The 21,201-nt window shown below is 38.0% G+C and carries 22 protein-coding genes and 1 pseudogene; 9 read left to right on the top strand and 14 right to left on the bottom strand.

Features of this window, described 5'->3' with window-relative positions; translation table 11 throughout:
• Nucleotides 1-69: 69 nt before the first annotated feature.
• From H6G25_RS03580 to H6G25_RS03510, 14 genes are all read right to left on the bottom strand, one after another.
• Nucleotides 70-423, bottom strand: coding sequence for a DUF5615 family PIN-like protein (locus H6G25_RS03580; RefSeq protein WP_028089546.1), 354 nt, complete (start codon nt 421-423; stop codon nt 70-72).
• Nucleotides 424-672: a DUF433 domain-containing protein gene (locus H6G25_RS03575; protein WP_028089547.1), complete on the bottom strand. Its 249-nt coding sequence runs from the start codon at nt 670-672 to the stop codon at nt 424-426.
• 443 nt (nt 673-1,115) lie between these two features.
• Entirely contained in the window at nt 1,116-1,367 is a 252-nt protein-coding gene (locus tag H6G25_RS03570; RefSeq protein WP_028089548.1) for a FeoA family protein, read from the bottom strand.
• Between the two features lie 110 nt (nt 1,368-1,477).
• Nucleotides 1,478-1,777 (bottom strand): 2Fe-2S iron-sulfur cluster-binding protein, encoded by a 300-nt coding sequence (locus H6G25_RS03565; protein WP_028084346.1) that lies wholly within the window; start codon nt 1,775-1,777, stop codon nt 1,478-1,480.
• Between the two features lie 105 nt (nt 1,778-1,882).
• Nucleotides 1,883-2,260, bottom strand: a complete 378-nt coding sequence (locus tag H6G25_RS03560) for an iron-sulfur cluster assembly accessory protein (protein WP_028084345.1) — start codon at nt 2,258-2,260, stop codon at nt 1,883-1,885.
• 61 nt (nt 2,261-2,321) lie between these two features.
• Nucleotides 2,322-3,104 (bottom strand): HesA/MoeB/ThiF family protein, encoded by a 783-nt coding sequence (locus tag H6G25_RS03555; RefSeq protein ID WP_028089549.1) that lies wholly within the window; start codon nt 3,102-3,104, stop codon nt 2,322-2,324.
• Between the two features lie 10 nt (nt 3,105-3,114).
• A complete protein-coding gene (gene nifW, locus H6G25_RS03550; protein ID WP_028084343.1) occupies nt 3,115-3,432 on the bottom strand; it encodes a nitrogenase-stabilizing/protective protein NifW in 318 nt (105 codons plus the stop codon).
• Nucleotides 3,429-3,629: a CCE_0567 family metalloprotein gene (locus tag H6G25_RS03545; RefSeq protein WP_028084342.1), complete on the bottom strand. Its 201-nt coding sequence runs from the start codon at nt 3,627-3,629 to the stop codon at nt 3,429-3,431. Before H6G25_RS03545 ends, nifW begins: the two co-directional genes overlap by 4 nt.
• Nucleotides 3,630-3,760: 131 nt before the next feature.
• On the bottom strand, nt 3,761-4,237 hold the full coding sequence (locus tag H6G25_RS03540) for a NifX-associated nitrogen fixation protein (protein ID WP_190391295.1): 477 nt from the start codon (nt 4,235-4,237) through the stop codon (nt 3,761-3,763).
• Complete coding sequence (nifX, locus tag H6G25_RS03535) at nt 4,234-4,653, bottom strand: nitrogen fixation protein NifX (RefSeq protein ID WP_035371594.1); 420 nt, start codon at nt 4,651-4,653, stop codon at nt 4,234-4,236. The genes H6G25_RS03540 and nifX overlap by 4 nt, the downstream gene beginning before the upstream one ends.
• A gap of 31 nt (nt 4,654-4,684) precedes the next feature.
• Nucleotides 4,685-6,013, bottom strand: a complete 1,329-nt coding sequence (gene nifN / locus H6G25_RS03530; RefSeq protein WP_028084339.1) for a nitrogenase iron-molybdenum cofactor biosynthesis protein NifN — start codon at nt 6,011-6,013, stop codon at nt 4,685-4,687.
• Nucleotides 6,014-6,215: 202 nt separating this feature from the next.
• On the bottom strand, nt 6,216-7,583 hold the full coding sequence (gene nifE / locus H6G25_RS03525; protein WP_190391294.1) for a nitrogenase iron-molybdenum cofactor biosynthesis protein NifE: 1,368 nt from the start codon (nt 7,581-7,583) through the stop codon (nt 6,216-6,218).
• A gap of 449 nt (nt 7,584-8,032) precedes the next feature.
• Nucleotides 8,033-9,568 (bottom strand): nitrogenase molybdenum-iron protein subunit beta, encoded by a 1,536-nt coding sequence (gene nifK / locus H6G25_RS03520; protein ID WP_190391293.1) that lies wholly within the window; start codon nt 9,566-9,568, stop codon nt 8,033-8,035.
• Nucleotides 9,569-10,042: 474 nt separating this feature from the next.
• Nucleotides 10,043-11,749 carry a multicopper oxidase domain-containing protein gene (locus H6G25_RS03510; RefSeq protein ID WP_190391292.1) on the bottom strand — a complete coding sequence of 569 codons (1,707 nt, stop codon included), beginning with the start codon at nt 11,747-11,749 and terminating at the stop codon, nt 10,043-10,045.
• A gap of 624 nt (nt 11,750-12,373) precedes the next feature.
• On the opposite strand from H6G25_RS03510, the gene H6G25_RS03505 reads away from it, so the two are divergent.
• The 9 genes and pseudogenes from H6G25_RS03505 to H6G25_RS03465 all read left to right on the top strand — a co-directional run bounded on the left by H6G25_RS03505 (nt 12,374) and on the right by H6G25_RS03465 (nt 21,169).
• Nucleotides 12,374-12,991 (top strand): Uma2 family endonuclease, encoded by a 618-nt coding sequence (locus H6G25_RS03505; protein ID WP_190391291.1) that lies wholly within the window; start codon nt 12,374-12,376, stop codon nt 12,989-12,991.
• Between the two features lie 281 nt (nt 12,992-13,272).
• The gene (locus H6G25_RS03500) at nt 13,273-14,583 is read left to right on the top strand and encodes a site-specific integrase (RefSeq protein ID WP_190391290.1); all 1,311 of its coding nucleotides are present in this window, start codon (nt 13,273-13,275) and stop codon (nt 14,581-14,583) included.
• Between the two features lie 668 nt (nt 14,584-15,251).
• Complete coding sequence (locus H6G25_RS03495) at nt 15,252-17,663, top strand: esterase-like activity of phytase family protein (protein WP_190391289.1); 2,412 nt, start codon at nt 15,252-15,254, stop codon at nt 17,661-17,663.
• 167 nt (nt 17,664-17,830) lie between these two features.
• Nucleotides 17,831-17,955: pseudogene (locus tag H6G25_RS21010) on the top strand (Uma2 family endonuclease); the annotation flags it as partial.
• Between the two features lie 158 nt (nt 17,956-18,113).
• A complete protein-coding gene (locus H6G25_RS03485; protein ID WP_190391287.1) occupies nt 18,114-18,611 on the top strand; it encodes a tetratricopeptide repeat protein in 498 nt (165 codons plus the stop codon).
• Nucleotides 18,612-18,749: 138 nt separating this feature from the next.
• Nucleotides 18,750-19,037 carry a type II toxin-antitoxin system HigB family toxin gene (locus tag H6G25_RS03480; protein ID WP_190391286.1) on the top strand — a complete coding sequence of 96 codons (288 nt, stop codon included), beginning with the start codon at nt 18,750-18,752 and terminating at the stop codon, nt 19,035-19,037.
• Nucleotides 19,037-19,261: a hypothetical protein gene (locus tag H6G25_RS03475; RefSeq protein WP_190391285.1), complete on the top strand. Its 225-nt coding sequence runs from the start codon at nt 19,037-19,039 to the stop codon at nt 19,259-19,261. The genes H6G25_RS03480 and H6G25_RS03475 overlap by 1 nt, the downstream gene beginning before the upstream one ends.
• Before the next feature lie 11 nt (nt 19,262-19,272).
• Nucleotides 19,273-20,406 (top strand): AAA family ATPase, encoded by a 1,134-nt coding sequence (locus H6G25_RS03470; protein ID WP_190391284.1) that lies wholly within the window; start codon nt 19,273-19,275, stop codon nt 20,404-20,406.
• A complete protein-coding gene (locus tag H6G25_RS03465; protein WP_190391283.1) occupies nt 20,399-21,169 on the top strand; it encodes a hypothetical protein in 771 nt (256 codons plus the stop codon). The genes H6G25_RS03470 and H6G25_RS03465 overlap by 8 nt, the downstream gene beginning before the upstream one ends.
• Nucleotides 21,170-21,201 lie beyond the last annotated feature (32 nt).

The following is a 21,201-nucleotide window of genomic DNA, read 5'->3' as shown; positions in this document are numbered from 1 at the left end:
AGCTAGGGTGCGTTGTCCCAAAGTGCAACCCACCATAATCTTAAACATCCGAAATATCCGACTCAGCAATTATTTTAATCTGGCAAATCTAATCTGATTTTCAGTAACTACGACAAAACTATCTACTAACTTTTCCTTATGCTGCTCTAATACCTGTTGTAAAATATAGATTTTATTTGCTGAACGTTCATTTTCCAAACGCAGAAGAATCACACCCCGGTGAGGGTATTTATCTCGATAAACTTTCTCGCCAAAATCTTTGTCACTAGTAATCAAAATCCAATTTTCATCAAAGGCCTTTTGAATAATTGTGTCATCATCTATTCCCCGTCCTTGTTCATAAACTGAGAAAACTTCATAATCTTGTTCACGTAACCAGCGAGCGACAGTCACACCTGTATTTTCATCTACTAAAAATCGCATCTAAGCAATCTCCGCAATTAAAGGCATGAAACTGGTACTTTCTAGAGAGCGAGATGCAAATAATAAACAAGCTCGAATATCTGCTTCTACTAAACCTTCATATTCTTCCAGAATTTCTGTTACTGTAGCACCGTGTGCAAGGAGATTAAGAATATACTCGACTGTTAAGCGTGTGCCTTTAATTGTCGGTTTTCCAGCCATTACTTTTGGATTTGTAGTAATATGGTTGAGTAATTTTTCATCTGTCATAATGTTAGCCGTCCTAAATAATAGAAGAGTAGTTACAGATATCATACTATTTTAGTAGTCTTACCGAAATACAAATCACCCCACATTACATCTTTTTAGATTGAGCTAGTTATAGAATAAATTAATATAATTCTAAACAATCCAGATTGGGATGATCAAGTAATTTTTGAATTACTACCACCCCAGAACGCAGTAGAGATGCAACTACTTGTGTTGGTGCATTTCCACAGCGTAACTATATAACTTTAGGTGGAGAACCATATAAGGTAATAATATCTTGATAGCTCATATTATTTCACCTCTCTAACTTTATAGTATTTTAACATCTTTTGCTTTAGGCTTTAAGTTTAAGTCTATAAATTTAAATTCTGTGTTAAATACTATACGTGAGTTTGGTTGTAAAAACCACAATTTAAACCAATAACTAAACTTAATCACCATTTTCACCCATCAATTACCCGCACATAAATAGCCCGCGCTATTTGGCGATTTATAGTCATAGATAAACTACCACATTTAATAATAAAAGTCGGAAATTGCTGTTCTACAGTAATGGTATTACCTGTTTTAATGCCCATTGATATCAGCTTTTTTCTAATTGTCTCATCCTGACTTTGACAAAAAGTAACTATGCCACATTCTCCTGATTTTAGTAACTCTAAAGAACAGCCCATAACAGTAAAAGGAGTAAACATTCAATTATCAAAATAAAAAGTGAAAACTGAAATGATGAAAGATGATAAACATCCTCCATCATTGTGAAAATTAAAGAATTTAGAAATCCTAAATCCCGACAAATATTGTATTAAGCAAGGTAAGGTTCTTGGTGGGTTTTGATTGTGCAGTTAGAACGGGGATAGGTAACACACAATAAGGCGAATCCTTTGCCCATTTGCTCATCATCTAAAAAGGATTGATCATCTTGATTGATTTCACCTTCAACAATCTTACCTACACAGCTAGAGCAAGCGCCGGATTTACAAGAGAAAGGTAATTCCAGACCAGCTTCTTCTGCTGCGTCTACAATTGTCATCTCTTCATCACATTCAATTGTGGTGTCTATATTTTCTTTTTTGTTGATCAATCTTACTTGATATGTCGCCATTTTTCGATTCTCCTCAAAGATTAATGAAGTGAGTTTTTGAGTTAGTTAAGTTTTCCGAGATCAAGTCAAAATTCAAAATAAAGGAGCTAACTTTTGAAGTTTGAACTATTTACCGCAAGGTACACCATTGGGAGTACCATCACTGGTTTTAAAAGACTTGCCACAACCGCAGGTATCAGTTGCATTGGGGTTGGAAAACTTAAAACCGCTATCCATAACTCCCTCTACAAAATCAACTACCACACCTGCTAATAACGGCGCACTTTTAGCATCAACATAAATCAACACATTTCCTTGTTGAGTTACGATATCATCAGGTTGGGGCTTGCTAGTAATTTCGATGCCATACTCGTAGCCACTGCAACCACCGTCTTTAACCGAGATGCGAACACCCTTTGTGGCGTTATTAGTTTCGTCGGTTGCAGAACCTTTGACAAATGCCCAGAGACGAAATTCTGCCTTTTCTGTTAAAGTAACAGTCATTTTATGTTTTATTCTGTAGCGAATATTCTGATTTGGATGTGGATTTTCAAGAAGTGGTAACTTACACCGTTGCAGCTTGAGATTGGGAATATCTCCAAGGGGCAGTATTACCGCAGACTGGACAATTGCGATCGCGGTGAGAACGACGTTTAGCAAATTCCATTCTGTTCAAATCAATGGTCAGTAATTCTGATAACAGCGGTTGACTAAAACCAGTAATCAGCTTTACCGCTTCCAAAGCGGTCAAACAGGCCAAGGTCCCAGAAACAGCCCCCAGCACGGAAAAACCGCGTCGGTCCCAATCCGGCTTTTCTGGAAACAGACAAGATAAACAAGGGGTGACACCGGGAATAATCGTGGTCAGGTAAGCCTCCATACCGTCCATGGCCGCCTCTACCATGGGTTTGCGCCAGCGGACACAGGCTTCATTTAACAAATTGCGTTCAGTGAAATTATGAGCGCAATCCAAAGCCATATCAGCCGACTGTACCAACCCATCCACATTTTCTGCGGTAATGTAATCGTGAACTACATCCACTTGAACATCAGGATTGATGGCTTTGAGGGTTTCTTGGGCTTTAAATACTCTGGGTTTACCCACCCAGTCATCAGTCATCAAAACCTGACGATTCATATCATCCAGCCGCAAATCACCACCTCGGACTAGGATCAGCCGCCCAACGCCTGCTACTGTTAAGTAAAGCGCCGCCGTACCACCTAATCCACCCACACCTGACACTAAAACAGTCGCTGATTTTAGGCGCTTTTGAGCTAATTCGCCAAAATTAGGAAGCATCATTTGGCGACTATAGCGTTCCAATTCGGTAGGCGTTAGGTTAATCACTTTTTAACTCCTAATCTGAAGTAATTTCTGTCAGGGTGACAACATTTTTGGGCTTATCATTAAATACCTTGAACAGCTTTTGTTCATGGGGTGTAGATTCTATAAACACCTGATAAGCTTGTTGTAAAGCAACACAATATTTCTCTAATCTTTCTTGGTCATTTAGTTGAGGATAACTATCATCAATTTGACTCATGAACTGAGAAAACTTTTTCAAAATATGTAAACGATTGACATTTACAAATTTTTGGTCATAGGGTAGATTAAAAAAGATGAAAAACTCTTCGGCATCTACGAGTTTTTTAAATTCATCAATATTGGTACTCATTTAGAATTCTCCATTTTTTTGAGTTGTTGCTTGAGTCCATCTAACTGACAGTAGATTTCGTAAGTTTCCGCAGCAACATCCATCAGTTTTTGATAATCTGTGGGTAGTCCTTCTGCTAAATCATGCAGATCCATTTTCATTTGACCTGCTTTGCTATTTAGCTTTTTAATCTTGGTTGTGATTTCCTCAATTGTCATATTTTTTGTCCTTTGTCATTGGTCAGTTGTCCTTTGTCAGTTATCAGTTGCAATTTGCTATAGAAGAGAACAAATTTGCAAGTATTTTCTAACTAATGATCACTAACTACTAACTACTGACCAATGACTAATTAAAGATTTCCTACTTCGGGGAAACGCTTGGCTAAATCAATGCCTTTTTCCACAAACTTTGTGCCTTCTTCGTCTAATTTCTCGAAGGAATCAAAACCAAAACGATGAGCATCACGCAAAGTTTTGACAGCTAATAATAAGCGTCCTGAAAATACTAAAGCCCAACCAAAACCCTCATGTCCTAATTCAATAACCACATTAGAAATGAGTCCAGTTTCCTTTTCAATGCTGGCAGCTACCGCTCGAAAAAAGGCATTGATGCGAGAAATTGTAGCGGGGTCAACTTCACCTTCTACAGAAATTTCTCGTTTCTTTTGTTTAGTAACAATATAGGGTTTGAGGATTAATTCATCAGTCCAATTTCGGTAGAAACCATAACTATCTTGCGCCCGAATTTGTTGAACTAATGATTTCAAAAAAGGGGTTAAAATTACCTCTAAATTGTTACCAGTCCCATTCACATTATTTGTACTCATACTGTTGCTTCGTTTTCAATTTCTTCAGCAAAACTAGGTTTTTTCTGTTGTAAAGCTTTTCGTAACCAAGGTGGAGGATTACCCTTGAGAGTTTTGACTAATTTATCGAGAATTTCTGCAATTTTTTCCTCTTCAGATTTAGCCTTAACTGGGGTTACACCTTTCTTAATTAAACGAGCCGCTGCACTACCACCAATAGCCACAACATAAACAATTGTGCAATCATTAAGTGCTTGAAGTTTAGGGGTAATTTTATCCTCATTACCATCTTCTTTTAGATCACCTTCAAATTTGAGAGTTTCTACAAATTCATAGCCGTTGTCGGAAATTTCATAAACATCAATTTCCTTAGCCCAACCAAAGTGAGCATTAACATGAATTCTGTCATTTGTCGTAAAAGCAATTTTCACTTTCATTTGTCCTTTATTGGTTGTCAGTTGTCAGTTGTTATTTGTTAATTACTGATGACCATTGGTTCATCATTGATGATTCTTCATGTTCTATGAATAGGTTTCCCATGCCGAAAAGAAGCTCAATAGTACCGCGATAGCCTACTTTGGTAAATAGACCATTTCCTAATCGGTCATAAATGGGAATACCTAAACGATAGAGGGGAATAGAAAGGCGTTTAGAGATGGTATTTACGTGAGAATTACCAATTAATAAATCAGAACCTATTGCCAATTTTTCAAAATCTTCTAAATCGCCAATGGTGACATCTTTAATAGGAAGTTCTTGAAGTAAGGGAGAACGAGTTGTGGTGACAGCATTATGAATTTCTGCCCCCATTGATTGCAAAAATTTAACTATAGTCCATAATAAATCTGGTTCTAAAGCTAAAGATACTCTTTTGGCACTAAAATAAAAGTGAGTATCTAACATTGCATCTTGCAATTGACGACGTTGACGACGATATTTTTCAGGAACGGGATTTCCACTTAATAAAGATAATTTTTGCAGAAATTCATCTACAGGTTCTAATCCTATTAGATCTCTGAATACTTGATAGTTAGTTCCGAAGCGTTCTTCTAAAATTTTCGCCGCCTGGCGCATACTTTCACCTAAGGCTAAGGTAAAAGCTGAACTACCCAAAGAACGTAATTCTTTTAAAGTTGTTCCACTAGCAGTTATAGCAGTATAACCATCTTCTAAATGTCCATCTAATGAAGCTCCTAAATCAGGAACAAATATGGGTTCTAGTCCGAAAGATGTAACTATTTCTCGAATTTCTTGAACATCTCCAGGAGTGAGAGCAGCACCAGCTAAAATTGTGATTTGTTCTGGTTTAATTCCCCCTGCTTTGGGAATTTCCTTAACAATACTTTCTACTGCGACTGCAAAACCGTCTTGTAAAGCACCTTTAAAATCGGGAGTGGGAGCAAAAATAATGGCTAAATGATTAAGTTCGGGGTGACGTTCTCGAATATCTTTTAAAAAACGTTCAATATCATCACCTCTAGTTTCTGTTAGCCCAGTAGTGCATAAACCAATGATTTCCGGTTGTACCTTTTCGACTAAAGTGAGAATAGCTTGCTCCACATTTTCCTCACCACCCAAAATAGTAGTAACTTCTGTCATTGCAGTGGTCGCAAGGGGAATTGCTTCCCGAAAATGTCGAACTAAAACTACTTTTGCAAAGGCTGTACAACCCTGAGAACCATGAAATAAGGGCATAGTTCCCTTTAAACCCAAAAAAGCTAAAGAAGCGCCTAAAGCCTGACTTTGTTTGAGGGGGTTGACAGTCACAGACTTTTCTGGAACAATTGCGATCGCCATAAATTAATCTTTGATAAATTATAGAACATCTAGAACATCTAAAAATCTTGTGGGATGGGCTTCTAGCCCGTCTGGGGTAGTGCTTCTAGCCCGTCTGGGGTAGTGCTTCTAGCCCGTCTAGGGTAGGGCAGGCAAGATGCCTACCCCACAATAATTAAATTAACCAAGATAGTTTTCTGTTTTTACTCCCTGTGTAAGACAATTACTCCCAAGGAGCCGGCTTGCGAATTTGCTCCCACACAGGACTATATAAAGCCTCTGTCAACTCCTGCGCCATTTCCACCATACCCACATAACCCGCGTAGGGATGATGACGTTCTTGGTTAATATCTAAAAAGGGAATTCTGGCTTTTAAAGCAGTATATTGATTTCTACCGCCAGCAATCAGCATATCTGCGTTAGTCTCTGCAATTAATTTCAGGAGTTCGGAAGCGTTTCCTTTCTCCAGCATAATACCATCATTACCCAACAAATTTTTAATTTTAGCTTTATCTTCTTCCGTACTTTTGCGGGTACTTGTGGCCACAACTTCAATTCCCAAATCCTTCGCAGCGGAAATAATTGACCAACTTTTCACACCACCAGTATAGAGAACAATGCGTTTTCCTTTTAATTTTTCTCGATAGGGAGCAAGAGCAATATCTAAGGCCGCAGTTTCTTCAACAATGAGTTTTTCTGTGCGTTCCTGTAAATCAGCATCACCTAATTTAGCCGCCACAGTTCGCAAACAACGGTTAATATCATTAATGCCATAAAATGACTCTTCAATATAGGGAATACCGTAACGTTCCTCCATTTTTCGCGCCATATTTAAAAGCGCTCGTGAGCAGATCATGACATTTAATTTTGCCCGGTGAGCATAACGCACTTCTTGATAACGAGCATCACCTGTAATTTTTGATAAAACCCTAATTCCTAACTTTTCAAATAAGGGTAAAACTCCCCACATTTCCCCCGCAATATTGTATTCACCTATTAAATTAATATCATAAGGGGTAGTATATTCAGGTTCAGCAGTTCCCACTACATATTCTAGTAAAGCTTCACCACCAAAACGATTACCTAAGTTTTTACTACCAATAAATCCCGGAGCAATAACAGGAATGACAGGAGTTCCAATTTTTTCCGCTGCTACCTTACAAACCGCATCAATATCATCACCAATTAGGGCTGTAACGCAGGTGGCGTAAACAAAAATCGCAGCAGGTGTGTAATTTTGATTAACTTCTAAAATCGCTTTATAAAGCTTTTTTTCACCGCCGAAAATTACATCATTTTCCCCAACATCGGTAGTAAAACCGGTTTTATAAAGCATTGGACCTGAAGACAAACTCCCACGACTTCCCCAGGAATTTCCAGCACAAGCGATCGGACCATGAACCAAATGAGCCGCATCAGTAATTGGGACTAAAGCAATCATCGCACCATCAAAAGCACAACCCCCTTGAGCCGCACCTGGTTGAGCTTGTTGGGTACAAGATTTATTCTTTTTTTCTCCCTGTTTTTTTTGATTATGTTCACATCCTGATTCACTCAGCAATTCGTTAATTTTACTTTGGGTGATTTTCATTTTTATTCTCGCTATTAACAGTACAAATCTTGATGAAAGTCCATCATCAAAATGATGATTTCTACAAAATTACAGCCGACTTCACATATTTAGACTACAGTTTAAATTAATATATTTCTTCCTTTGCGTCTTTGCTCCTTTGCTTCTGAACGAGAAGCAAGATTAACTTAATATTTACACAGATCAACCTGCAAAAAAGATATGTATTTATCTATATTGTCCAGAGTGGGGTTTTCATAACATTGATTAACGCTGATGAAAACAGATCATTTTTCTAGGAACTTATGGGAAAATTCATCTGTCAGGTAGATGAAAGGAACAAAGATTAGGCTAGTTAAGCTAATGGAACTGAAGATAGGGGAGAGGATTTTAGGGAATTTACCCAATTTCCTGTCCCCTTTACTTATTTGCGACGGAAAGGAGGGGAAAATCCCACCCCTAGATAATTCTTAACGAACTAAGTCGTAGGAAATATCGGTTTGACCAGGAACATTAGTAGTACGGTCAATTTCTTCAAAGACTGTGTTAACAATCCAGTTCAACAGGTTAATAACACCTTTATAACCAACAGTTGCGTAACGGTGGTAGTGGTGACGGTCCATGATAGGATAACCAATTCTGACCAAAGGTACACCACAATCACGCCATAAATACTTACCGTAGGAGTTACCAATTAATAAGTCTACGGGTTCGGTAAATAACAGAGAGCGTAAGTGCCACAAGTCTTTACCACCCCAGATTTTAGCAGACTTACCGAAGGCGCTAGAATCTAACAATGCTTGCAATTCTTTCTCAAATACTTCATTGGTGTTGTGAACCAAGATGTGTACTGGTTCAGCACCCATTTCTAACATGAAACCAACTAAGCTGTAAACTAAGTCAGGATCACCATAGATAGCGAAACGCTTACCATGTAACCAAGCATGGGAGTCAGTCATTGCGTCAACTGCGCGACCACGTTCGATTTCTAACTCTTCAGGAATAGCCTTACCAGTCATTTCGCTGAGTTTCATCAAGAACTCATCAGTTCCCTTGATACCCCAAGGACGAGAAACACAAACGTCTTGACCCCATTCCTTAGCAATGTATTCACGGGTCTTGGCTGTGGAGTAAGCTTGAAGAGCAATAGTAGCTTTACCGTTAATGGAATCTGCTGCATCTTCTAGCTTAGTACCACCTGGGTACATATTGTACGCACCATCACAAGGTGAGTCAACATAATCACTGTTGTCAGATAATAAGGTGTAGTCAAAACCGAATAGGTTAGCAATGCGCTTAACTTCGCGGTTGTTTTCTACGTAGGTATCAAAACCAGGAATAAAGTTGATTTTACCGTTGCTCTTGGCTTTCTTCTTACCTGCGGTTAAGGTAGAAAGGATTCCCTTCATCATGTTATCGTAACCAGTGATGTGAGAACCAACAAAGCTAGGAGTGTGAGCAAAAGGAACTGGGAAATCTTGAGGAACTGAACCAGCTTCTTTAGCGTTACCAATGAATGATTGTAAGTCATCACCGATAACTTCTGCCATACAGGTGGTACAAACAGCAATCATTTTAGGATTGTATAGTTTGTAAGAGTTAGCCAAACCATCAATCATGTTTTGCAAACCACCGAATACAGCCGCGTCTTCTGTCATGGAAGAAGAAACACCAGCAAATGGTTCTTTATAGTGACGGGTTAAGTGGGTACGGAAGTAAGCCACGCAACCTTGAGAACCTTGAACGAAGGGAAGAGTACCTTCAAAACCTACGGCCGCAAACATAGCACCTAAAGGTTGACAACCCTTAGCTGGGTTAACGGTTAAAGCTTCCCGCGCAAAGTTCTTTTCCCGATATTCCCAGGTTTTTGTCCAGTCTGCTACCCGTTGTACTTCTTCGGAAGTGTGGCCATTTTCAAACTGTTTTTTGTTTTCAAACAGTTGTTGGTATTCTGGTTGGTGGAATAGCTCAACGTGATCCTGAATCTTTTCTGGATTCTGAGGCATTTTCTGTATCTCCTGCGGTGTATGATGTTTGCGTTTGGTGGAGAGTCGGAAATACCACTCAAGATTCAGAATGCAAAATTCAAAACTGAGAATTTTTAATTTTGAATCTTGAATTTCCAACTCTCCTGGGGTAAAACCCCAGATTTTTGTTCCCTAGACGGCCGCTTTAGCTTTAACTTTAGCTTGAGCTTTTTTGTTCCAGGGAGCGCCAATTAATCCCCAGGTTGGGCTGTTGAGCGCCAAGTCCATGTCACGAGCGAAAATTGCAAATCCGTCGTAACCGTGGTAAGGACCGGAGTATTTATTCTGCTGGTTTAATAGATATCTCCGAAAAAAAATTGTAGGGACAACTCATAAATGAGTTGTCCCTACAAGGGTTTGAGTTTATGCAGATTTAGTTACCGCAGATACCTATTTCATTGACATTAGACATCTCCAAAAAAAAATCTGAATTTACGGAGAGGTCTATTTTATTTATGTCTCCTTCAAAGGGTCTGAAATTTTAACACTTTGCATCATACCGTTATCTTCATGATCCAGAATATGACAGTGTAAAACAAACTCGCCTGTAAACTTAGTATAACGAGAACGAATCCTTAGAGGATTTTTCGTGGTAACTAGTAGTGTATCTCGCCAAATACGCTCTTGATTTCCATCAGGTCCTATACGATCATATTGAAAGGGATTGACATGAATATGGAATGGATGGTTAGCGAGTAGTGATTCTAATTTCCATTCTTCAGCTTGATTAAGTTGCAGATATCGGACTTGTTTAGGATCAAAAGGTTGACCATTAACTTGGTATTCGGTTGGTTTTTTGAGAGGGTCAATGTTAAAAGAAACAACTTGATGTTGATCTCTCCTTAATTCATCATCACGGATATCTTCAGGTGCATCATCTTTTTTAGCTTTAGCTAATCTATATTTAGTAGGTAAAGACATATTCAATGGTTCACCTTTAACAATCACTGTAGCTAAGATATGTTTTCGCTCTGGAACTCCTAACAAAGATTCGTTAGCATTGGTGGGTTTGTCAATTAGGACATACTCTTGACTTTGTTGTCCAGGTAATAATTGTTTGGCTTGAACAAGTACATCACTGCGATAACCAGATTCAAGCTCAACAGGATCATTATTCCAAGAGTCGAGCTTTCCTAAAGGAATACCATCAACAGCAATTTCATGAAGTGGAATCTGTTGATCAGTATACTGCTCTCGTAATTCTAAGTTGATACTTTCTCTGATACCTCCGTGAATAAAACGCCAACGTTGTACTTCTCCTGGTCGCATTGTAATTTTTGGCATGATCTGACCATTAATCGTGATAAAGCGCCCTGATTCTTGCCATTTTTTAGGTCCAAACACATCATAATTTTCTATTACACCGTTGTTATCATAGGCAATTTCCTCGAACATAAATACTTGTTCTTTGGCCTTGGCAATTTCTGGGATTTTATCTAGTCCACCACCTTCAATAATTAATGCTCCAACCATACCACTAGAGACTTGTAATGCTGTTGAGCCATGAACATGAGAGTGATACCAAAAGGTTCCCGACGGATGATCTTCAGGGATTTTAACTTTAATAGCATACTCTGGTGCAGGGTCTCCGTCTTGTTTCCTCGGATTCATCACTCGTAAAACGTTGTCACTACAACTGCCTGGATCAACATGAAGACCATGGGTATGAAAATTAGTAGTATTGAAGTTGTGTGGTATATTTATATTGTTGGTCGTGGTTTCTAGCTCGTATGAGCAATCTGGAGATGAGATTTTAGATGACATTTTAGCGGTAACGTGATCTGAAACGTGATCTGAAGAAGTTGGGTTGGGAGGCAAATCATTAACCAGTGTAATCTCCAGCGTATCTCCTGGTTTTGCTCGCAAAGTAGGACCGACTAACTTGCCATTGTAAGAACGAAGGTTAACCTGACAGTCAGCAATTTTGTTTTGTGCATATTTGACCGTCAGGGTTGTCTTTAATGTCTTTGAGTCCTTTTCGGGCTTAATAGATTCTGGATTCTGAAATGGATGCCCAACATAATCAGTTTGATTAATGTCGAGGGGTACTGCATATTCGCAACCAGGCTTAGAATCAGTAGTGCCAGTTGCCGCATCTGCGTTATTGGTAGGATAAGCTAACAACAGTAAAATTATGAGAATTGTCAACAGTCTTTTCATCGTTACCTCAAGGTTAAGTTACAAAGTTGTGATTCCGAAATTACGGTTAAACACGGACACACATCACTCTTCTCATAAGGGTGACATTAAAACCCAACAAGCAGTTTAAGTGAAAAACACGGTCAGTATAGCATAGGTAGTTTTTTAACTCTGAAGTTAGAAATATTTTGTAACATTGGCGATCATTACTAACCTTTCTGAACCCACCGGTAAAGCAGAATCTCCGATGAAGGCAGATATACGCCAAAAATTTAAAATTTAAATTTAATACATAAGATTTATATAGGAATAATATTTGATTTTTGATAGCTTGCGTGGCGTAGCCCTGACTCAGTAGGTATCAATTCTGTCTTTCTTCCAGTTAAGAGTTTCCTGTTCCCTGACCACACAAGTAAATTCACAGAATCAAACCGGATTCCTATATTAGACATCTCCAGAAATTAAATATGCGTTTCCTAGAACCCTTGTAGAGACGTGACCTGGGTAGGGATTCTCGGCTCTACATTCTTTTTTGGAGATGTCTATTATATTGCCGATACCTAATCCTGTAAATCCTCAAATCCAGCACATCCTGATTCTGACAAGTGCTATAATGCTATTTTAGCAAAGCTTAGTGAGGACATTATGACCATCACGACCTTAACAAAATTAGACTTTGGACAATTCTTACAACAACGTCCCGATGATGGTATTTATGAATTAGTAAATGGAGAAATTGTTAAAGTGGAAGCAATTAGAGCGCGTAAAAATGTAGCCCGATATTTAATGTTTGGTTTTAATGATGAAATTCGGCGGTTACAACTTGATTATATTGTAGATAAAGATATTGTCATTAGAACAGTTACCAATAGGGGCGATCAAAGAGGAAGAAACCCAGATGTGAGCGTAGTCAGTGCATCTTTATGGAACTCTAATGTCACAACTTATGGAGCTTTAATTGACGCGATTCAATTAGCAGTAGAATTAACATCAACAAATTGGGAAGATGACTATATTGATAAATTAGAAGAATATGAAAATCTGGGAATTAAAGAATATTGGATAGTGGATTATTTAGCAATCGCTTCTCGAAGTTATTTAGGAAATCCTAAATTACCAACAATATTTGTTTATGAATTAATTGACGGAAAATACCAAGTTAAAGCATTTACAGGAACAGAAAAAATTATTTCTCCTACCTTTTCTGAGTTAAATGTTACAGTTGAGGAAGTAATTAAAGCTAGTCAAATTCATAATTTATAATCATCATAAATATCGTCCAAAATTGCACTAAATATAAGATAAAGGTTCTGATTCTCTGCGTGACCCGGATTTATACATTTGATCTATCAGCCAATTTTTATTTCTGGTCGAAAGCGTGAAAAAGTTAGGGAGAAACTATGTTTGCATGAGACATATTTATTTTTCTAGTAAATATAAACTAAACAGACTTCACCCCAACCCCTTCCCTAGAAAGAGATTTTCCCCCCTCTCCTAAGAGGAGAGGGGTAGGGGGAGAGGTTTATTTGTAACTCTCGCAAAACATGAAAACAAACTTAGCACAGGAAATACAGCAGGTAAATCTGCGTTTGAAGTCTGCAAAAACCAGAGTAACAATCCGAGAATCAAATGGATGTCTGCAATTACGGGCAACTTTACCTATTAAACCAGGTGATGCAGATATCAGAAGAACGGGAAAAAAACAATACAATCTCAGTTTAAATATTCCAGCAAATTTATCAGGACTGAAAACTGCGGAGGAAGAGGCTTATGAATTGGGTAAGTTAATTGCTAGAAAAACCTTTATTTGGAATGATAAATATTTGGGAAATTTAGGAAATGAAGGTATTAAAAAAGAGTTAATAACTATTGGTAAGTTATTAGCAAAATTTGAAGATGAATATTTTAAAAGCCATAAACGCACTACTAAAAGTGAACATACTTTTTTCTATTATTTTTCCCGAATTAAACGTTATACAAATGCCAATGATTTGGCTAATGGGCAAAATTTGATTAATGCAATTGATAAAATAGATAAGGAATGGGCTAAATATAATGCTGTTCGCGCTATTTCTGTATTTTGTCAAGTTTTTAAAATTGAAATTAATTTAACTAATTATGCTAAAGTTCCTGAAAGTAATTCTCGCAATATTCCCACTGATAAAGAAATAGTTACTGGATTTTACAAGTTTGATGAATATCTAAATAACAGAGGTAAACAAGTTAATCAAGATGTCAAAGATAGTTGGCAACTTTGGCGTTGGATCTATGGAATGTTGGCGGTTTTTGGTTTACGTCCCCGTGAGCTTTTTGTTAATCCTCATATTGATTGGTGGTTAAGTGATGAAAATATAGATTTAACTTGGAAGGTTGATAAAAACTGTAAAACTGGGGAAAGAGAAGCTTTACCTTTATATAAAGAATGGATTGATGAATTTGATTTAAGAAATCCTAAATATTTGCAAATGTTAGCTAGAGAAATCAGTAAAAAAGACCAGAATAATCATGCAGAAATCACGGCTTTAATCCAAAGGGTGAGTTGGTGGTTTAGAAAAATTGGTTTGGATTTTAAACCCTATGATTTACGTCATGGTTGGGCAATTCGAGCGCATATTTTGGGCATTCCTATTAAGGCTGCGGCGGATAATTTGGGTCATAGTGTGGAAATTCACACGAAAACTTATCAACGTTGGTTTTCTTTAGATATGCGGAAATTAGCAATTAATCAGGCTTTGAATAAACGGCATGAAGTTGAGTTGATTAAGGATGAAAATACGGGGTTGAAAATGGAGAATGAACGGTTGAAGATTGAGGTGGAAAAGTTGAGAATGGAAATGGTTTATAAAAATAGTTAAGTTTGCTTATAAATTGATATAAGCTGTACTGCATTTAATTTGTGTAATTATAGCGGGCATTACTTGTACTGAGCTTGGCCGTTGTATGCCTGCACCACAAGATTTAGCCATATTAGGATTCTACAATTTAGCTGCGGCAAAGCTTACTTATAACAAAATATATAAGTATTATCTAAGCTTGAATTAGGATGCGTAAATTAATCGCTAATAATCGCAAATACATATACTTATTTAATAAATAGGCATTGCTGATATAGATTATCAAATTTAAAGCGAAACATAATTCATATTTGCATGATGCAACGCATAAACTTAACCATTTATTGTACTTTGCTTATTTTATTGTTAACCTTCCAGTGCCAATATCTTAACTGTTCAGATTAGTTCTTTGTTACTTAATCGTCCAATCAAAACTGAGTGTCTCATGCTGTACCTAGTTCTTGTATCGAAGAAGAGATAATAGCTCAACTACAGTCTCCAAAGACCCAATGACGAGTTTTTATATCTTTTGTTCCTTGTCAAGAAAGATTTTCAGAGCATGGTTGCTCAAGTTTTAGGTTAGACCCCCTGTGGGAATAAAAACCTGGTTTCTGACCTGACGGGTAATGTAATTAAAAAACTGAACTGGCACGTAAAAACGAAATCAACAAAAAAATTCTTAATATAATATGCCTACAACACTAACCGGCTTCTCTTCCTTTCCGGCTGCAACCTACTCCAGTAGCGTCTTTTGGGACACATTTACATCCGGTGGTCAAATTACTGGTAATACCAATGGTGTCACCGTACCTTTCACTACTCTTGGTCTGCCCCTTGGTGGTTTCAGTTCCATGCAAGTTGGTAACAATGGCACTTACTGGTTTCAACCAGATAACGGTTATGGTCAAAAAACTAACAGTGCCGACTTTTTGTTACGTGCTTACCAAGTTAACCCAAACTTAAAAACAGCGACAAATCCTACAGGTGGTAGTGTCCAGTTCTTGAACTCTATTCAATACCGCGACCCAGACAGGAAGATTAACATTCCTAACTTCACTCTGGTTAACGAAAACACTCCTGAGAGAAACTTAACAGGTGCTGACTTTGATATCGAGTCATTCGTCTTTGATAAAGACGGCACAATCTGGGTGGGAGACGAGTTCGGTCCTTACCTATTGCACTTTGATGCTACTGGTAAGTTGCTAGAAGCTCCCATTGCTGTACCTAACGTCTTCGCTCCCCAAAACCCCAGCGTTAGTCCTACAAACCCAGCTAACTTAGGTTCTAGAGGGTTGGAAAGTACAGCAATCAATACCAGCAAGACCAAGCTCATCACCGCTTTGGAAGGTCCCGTTACTGGTGACAGTGCTACCAACGATATTATCCGTGTCTACGAATTTGACTTAACCAGCAAAACCTTCGGCACACAATACAAATATAAACTGGAGAAGACTTCTAACTCCCAGTCAATCAATGACTTGACAGCTATCAATGATAATGAATACTTGGTCATTGAAAAAGACCGCTTAACTGGGGCTGCTGCTGAATTCAAAAGGATTTATAAAATTAACTTGACCCAGGTAGACGCAAATGGCTTTCTCATCAAGCAAGAAGTCGCTAACCTATTAGACATTCAAGACCCCAATGACTTGAATGGTGATGGTTCAACCAGCTTTAAATTGCCATTCCAAAACGTTGAAGCTTTCACTATCGTTGACAAAAATACCATTCTGGTAACAAACGACAACGATTTTCCTTTCGTTGCCGGCAGCAGAACCCCCGGTCAAGTAGATGGAACTGAAGTCGCTCTATTGAGACTAGACACTCCTCTTAACATACCCAGAAGATTGAGCATCAGTGATGTAACTGTGGTAGAGGGAACAGATGCTGTGGTGAGAGTGACTCTGAATGAAGCTAGTACTACTGCTGTAACAGTTAACTACGCTACCACTGCTGGTACTGCTACTGCTGGTACTGACTACAGTGCTGCTCCTGGTAACGCACTCAGCGGCACACTCACCTTTACTCCAGGGCAGACCAGCAAGACTATCACCTTTAAGACTACATCTGATACAACTGCTGAAGCGGATGAAAAATTCACCGTCACATTAAGTAACCCCGTTGGTGCAACTATCCCCTTCGTTACTGGCACAGTAACTATCGCTGATACCGTTAACTCTGCTGCTACTGCTACATTAGCGACAACAAAAACAAACCTAACCCTAACTGGAACTGCCAATGTTAATGGTACAGGTAACACCGCTAATAACACCGTTACAGGTAACAGTGGTAATAACCAGCTTAATGGTGCTGATGGTAATGACACCCTCATTGGTGGTGCTGGTAATGACACCCTCATTGGTGGTTTAGGTGATGACAATCTTGATGGTGGTGCAGGTAATGATACTTATCTCTTCACTGCCACTGCAACTGCCAATGCACTAGGTAACGACATCATTAGGGATGCCTCTGGTATAGATACCATTAGCTTTGCTAGTACTACATTAGCTGCTCGTGTGAATTTGGGTGTCACCACTGCTCAAACCGTTGTGGGTACTACAAAAATCACATTAACTGCGGTAGATGCCATTGAAAACGCCATTGGTGGTTTGGGTAATGACCGTCTCATCGGTAATACTCTTAACAACCGCTTAGACGGTGGTGCTGGTAATGACACCCTTGTTGGTGCTGCCGGTGATGACACCCTTGTTGGTGGTTTGGGTACTGACCAGTTAATTGGTAGTGCTGGTAATGACCAGTTCGTATTCAATGGCACTGCAGCTTTCAGTGCAGCTTATGGTTTAGACAACATCGCTGACTTTAGCGCCGGTGACAAGATAGTTTTGAGCAAGACAGTATTTACGGCTCTAACCAGTGTTGCTGGTGCCGGATTTAGTGTGGCCTCAGACTTTGCAGTTGTTACAGATGATGCTGACGCAGCAACAAGCAGCGCTCTAATTGTTTATAACGCAGTCTTCGGTAGCCTCTCCTATAACCAAAATGGTAGTGCTGCTGGTTTTGGTACTGGTGGTGAGTTTGCATCTGTAAGTATCCTTGGTGCTCCTACTTTGGTTGCTAGTGATTTCATTGTTACTGTTTAATCTGGGCTTATTACTTAGACTCGGATTTTTCACAAACAATAACTTAGTTGATTGATTTTACTCATGCGGGGAAGTTTGACTTCCTCGCTTTTTTTGATTGGATATTTTTGTAAGTTGCTATAATCAAAACAAATTGATAAAAATCCTGAATTGATAAAAATCCTGATATGATAGCCATTCCTCAACAACCGGCAAAAATGACCATTGAGGAATATCTTGCATGGGAACTTGACCAGGATATTCGCTATGAATACAATACATCAACGGCGAAGTTTTCGCCATGACAGGTGGTTGAAAGAAGAATTAGGATATTCTCGTAGATTTTTAGAAGAAGCGATAGGTAGTTGGGAAGGTGAAACGCTTGGATTGAGGATTGATGATTAAAATCCTAATGTAATTTGATGATATTATGAATACAGTTGTTTAAGGTACTTTAAAATTCGTGCTTCTATGAATTTAACCGATAGTTTTCAAGATCAACTACAAACATATCAAGACATTTTAAAAAGTGCTAAAGATTCAGGTAATCTTTATCAAGAGGCTAATGCCTATACAAATCTTGGTTCGACTTATATGTCTATGGAAGAATATGCTGAATCCCTCAAATTGTTCAACCAAGCATTAACTATTTTCCAGAAGACAGGGAATCTAAGGGAACAGGTATGGGTACTTAATAACATTGGTACACTTTATTTTACGATTACTCAGTATAATGAGGCTATTGATGCTTATCAAAGAGCAATCCTGGCTTCTAAATTAGCAGGAGTTCTTGTCAGAGAAGGCTGGGTTTGGCGCAATCTGGGAGGCACTTATCGTGCTATGTCCCAATATGACAAGGCAATTGAAGCCTTTCTGGAAGCAATTAAAGTTTTTCAAGCAACTGGCAGTACAGAAGATCAACTAGAAACTGTTCATCTTTTACAAGAGGTTCAGCAAGAGTTTAGCTGATTGACTCCTAATTCCTAAAGCTCTTTCTTTATTTGTGAGATCGCACTCTTCCAAATCCCAAAGAGCGATCGCACCAAAATCTCAAATATCCTAAATATGGAAAGATGATAGAATTATTAAGACATCAGGGTTTTTTAGATGCACGTTATTACTCGTAAACGACTGAATGAATTTGCTAAAATCTATCCAGATACAAAAAATTCTCTAGCTCAGTGGTATCAATTAGTCAAGGAAAATGAATTTACCTCATTTGTAGAACTCCGGGAAATGTTTCCATCAGCAGATCAAGTTGGTAAATTGACAGTATTTAACATTGGTGGTAACAAAATTAGACTCATTGCTGCAATTCATTACAACCGCCGAAAAATCTATATTCGTGCTGTATTAACTCATCCAGAATACGATCAAGGAAAATGGAAAGAATAATGCAAAGTTTAAACATCAATCAAACTATTACCGCTTGGTCATCCATTGCCGAAAATGTTTTTGTCCCTCACACAGAAGCAGAATATGAATACTTGGTTAATATACTTGATTCTCTTATTGATCAAATTGGTGAAGATGAAACCCATCCTCTCGCATCTCTTATGGAAGTCATTGGTGCATTAATTGAAAATTATGAAAATGAACATATTCCTGAGTTATTGTGATCTATAAAAATATGCTAGAAAAACTAATCCTTCATAATTTCAAAAGCCATAAATCAACAGAACTCAATTTCGATAATTCCCGATTACATGGACTTGTAGGCAAAAACAGTGCTGGTAAAACAACAGTTCTCCAAGCATTACATAATCTTAGTAGGCTTGCCGCTTCACCATTTAAAAATATTTTTCAGTATGATAAATCACCTGAATTTCTGACAACAATGGGGGAAAGAAATATGTCTGTTACTGCTAGTGGTTTTTGGGGTTACAAAAATCGCCAAAATTGGCAATCTGCCTATAATTGGAAACAAGAAAATAATGATTATTGGCATCCCACAGCATCATGGAAAATAAATGGAAAAGAAAATGCTTTAGAAGGATGGTTAAGTTCTTTAAGTGATTCTCCAGATGCAATTCGCAAATCTTTAAGACATACTGTTTACCTAAAATTAATTGCCAGCAACCTTGCCAAAGCAGCTTACAGTGAAGAAATTACACCGAGAGTTGAGTTTGATGGTTCATTATTAGCACCAACCTTAGATTTTTTGCGTGATGAAGCACCAGATAAATTTCAATTAATAGAAGAAAAACTGAGTCGAATTGTCCCAAATGTCCGCAAAGTTGGCATAAAACGAGCAAAAGTTCCAGTCATTCGCAAACGTTTAATCGAAGTAGATGGTAAATCTATTTCCTATGAAGAAACTCAGGAAATGACAGGACAAGAGGTGGTACTAGACATGAATACAGGTGAACGTATTCCAGCCCATGCAATTAGCGAAGGAACAATGTTAACATTAGGATTATTAACTGTACTAATGAATCCTAATCAACCTAATTTAGTTTTATTAGATGATGTGGAACAGGGACTTCATCCTCAAGCACAACGGGAGTTAATGACTGTGTTTAAAGAAATCATCGCAGAAAATCCCAACTTGCAAATTATTTTCTCTACTCATTCCCCTTATATTATTGATGCACTTACTCCTTCTCAAGTTCACATCTTAAATAACAGTAAATCAGGTTTCACAATGTCCAAACGTTTGGATGAACATCCTGATGTAGAATGGGCAAAAGAAACCTTGACAACAGGTGAATTTTGGGATGCTGAAGGTGAAGATTGGGTAACAGAAGGAGAAGTCTGTGATTGAGTTTATTGTCATAGTTGAAAGTGGTGCAGATGCCAGAACAGCTACTAAATTAGCCGAGCGAGTTTTACAAGAAAAATTCGATTGGTTAGATGATGATAGTCTTCAATATCATTTTCAGTGGACTGGGTTAGAGGAAGGAACACAACATTCTTGTTGGAGAGACATTAGAAAAATAATTGATGATGCAAAATCACAAATAAAATATAAACATTCTAGATTTATAGGTCATCATAGTATACCTTTAAAAGCTGATGGAGCAGCATCTATTAAAGTTCTTAATTTGGTACGGTTTCTGCAAAAAACACGACATATTAAAGCTGTTTTATTTATTCGTGATTTAGATAATCAACCGGAACGTAAAGAAGGAATTGAACAAGCACGTTCAGAACATATTAATAAAACGCCGAAATTAGAAATTATCATTGGTGCTGCTGATCCAAAACGTGAAGCATGGGTTTTAAATGGGTTTATTCCATCAAATCAGCAAGAAGAACAAATACTAGAAGAAATCAAAAATAAATTGAGTTTTGATCCTTCCATAGAGTCTCACAGATTACGTGCTACTTTAGAGAAAGAACCTGAACGAATCAGAAATGTAAAAGTAGTTGTCGAAGAACTCACAGGAAAGGATATGGAACGGGAAAAGCTATGTTGGGAAGAGACAAATTTAAAACATCTACGAGAAAGAGGAGTTGATACAGGGTTGACAGATTATATCTGTGAAGTTGAGGAACGATTAGCTGCAATTCTTTGGTCTGATTAAGAACTATTTTCCTATCAATTGCTATAATCAAA

Source organism: Dolichospermum sp. FACHB-1091 (assembly GCF_014697585.1).
In the GTDB taxonomy this organism is placed as follows: Bacteria; Cyanobacteriota; Cyanobacteriia; order Cyanobacteriales; family Nostocaceae; genus Dolichospermum.
Note: the sequence above shows the minus strand (reverse complement) of the source record. Positions and strands in the feature narration are given on the sequence as shown.

What these genes read in the sequence shown, in the direction of transcription:
- H6G25_RS03580 (WP_028089546.1), bottom strand. Translation starts at nt 423, where the DNA reads ATGCGATTTTTAGTAGATGAAAATACAGGTGTGACTGTCGCTCGCTGG.
- H6G25_RS03575 (WP_028089547.1), bottom strand. Translation starts at nt 672, where the DNA reads ATGACAGATGAAAAATTACTCAACCATATTACTACAAATCCAAAAGTA.
- H6G25_RS03570 (WP_028089548.1), bottom strand. Translation starts at nt 1,367, where the DNA reads ATGTTTACTCCTTTTACTGTTATGGGCTGTTCTTTAGAGTTACTAAAA.
- H6G25_RS03565 (WP_028084346.1), bottom strand. Translation starts at nt 1,777, where the DNA reads ATGGCGACATATCAAGTAAGATTGATCAACAAAAAAGAAAATATAGAC.
- H6G25_RS03560 (WP_028084345.1), bottom strand. Translation starts at nt 2,260, where the DNA reads ATGACTGTTACTTTAACAGAAAAGGCAGAATTTCGTCTCTGGGCATTT.
- nifW (WP_028084343.1), bottom strand. Translation starts at nt 3,432, where the DNA reads ATGAGTACCAATATTGATGAATTTAAAAAACTCGTAGATGCCGAAGAG.
- H6G25_RS03545 (WP_028084342.1), bottom strand. Translation starts at nt 3,629, where the DNA reads ATGACAATTGAGGAAATCACAACCAAGATTAAAAAGCTAAATAGCAAA.
- H6G25_RS03540 (WP_190391295.1), bottom strand. Translation starts at nt 4,237, where the DNA reads ATGAGTACAAATAATGTGAATGGGACTGGTAACAATTTAGAGGTAATT.
- nifX (WP_035371594.1), bottom strand. Translation starts at nt 4,653, where the DNA reads ATGAAAGTGAAAATTGCTTTTACGACAAATGACAGAATTCATGTTAAT.
- nifN (WP_028084339.1), bottom strand. Translation starts at nt 6,013, where the DNA reads ATGGCGATCGCAATTGTTCCAGAAAAGTCTGTGACTGTCAACCCCCTC.
- nifE (WP_190391294.1), bottom strand. Translation starts at nt 7,583, where the DNA reads ATGAAAATCACCCAAAGTAAAATTAACGAATTGCTGAGTGAATCAGGA.
- nifK (WP_190391293.1), bottom strand. Translation starts at nt 9,568, where the DNA reads ATGCCTCAGAATCCAGAAAAGATTCAGGATCACGTTGAGCTATTCCAC.
- H6G25_RS03510 (WP_190391292.1), bottom strand. Translation starts at nt 11,749, where the DNA reads ATGAAAAGACTGTTGACAATTCTCATAATTTTACTGTTGTTAGCTTAT.
- H6G25_RS03505 (WP_190391291.1), top strand. Translation starts at nt 12,374, where the DNA reads ATGACCATCACGACCTTAACAAAATTAGACTTTGGACAATTCTTACAA.
- H6G25_RS03500 (WP_190391290.1), top strand. Translation starts at nt 13,273, where the DNA reads ATGAAAACAAACTTAGCACAGGAAATACAGCAGGTAAATCTGCGTTTG.
- H6G25_RS03495 (WP_190391289.1), top strand. Translation starts at nt 15,252, where the DNA reads ATGCCTACAACACTAACCGGCTTCTCTTCCTTTCCGGCTGCAACCTAC.
- H6G25_RS03485 (WP_190391287.1), top strand. Translation starts at nt 18,114, where the DNA reads ATGAATTTAACCGATAGTTTTCAAGATCAACTACAAACATATCAAGAC.
- H6G25_RS03480 (WP_190391286.1), top strand. Translation starts at nt 18,750, where the DNA reads ATGCACGTTATTACTCGTAAACGACTGAATGAATTTGCTAAAATCTAT.
- H6G25_RS03475 (WP_190391285.1), top strand. Translation starts at nt 19,037, where the DNA reads ATGCAAAGTTTAAACATCAATCAAACTATTACCGCTTGGTCATCCATT.
- H6G25_RS03470 (WP_190391284.1), top strand. Translation starts at nt 19,273, where the DNA reads ATGCTAGAAAAACTAATCCTTCATAATTTCAAAAGCCATAAATCAACA.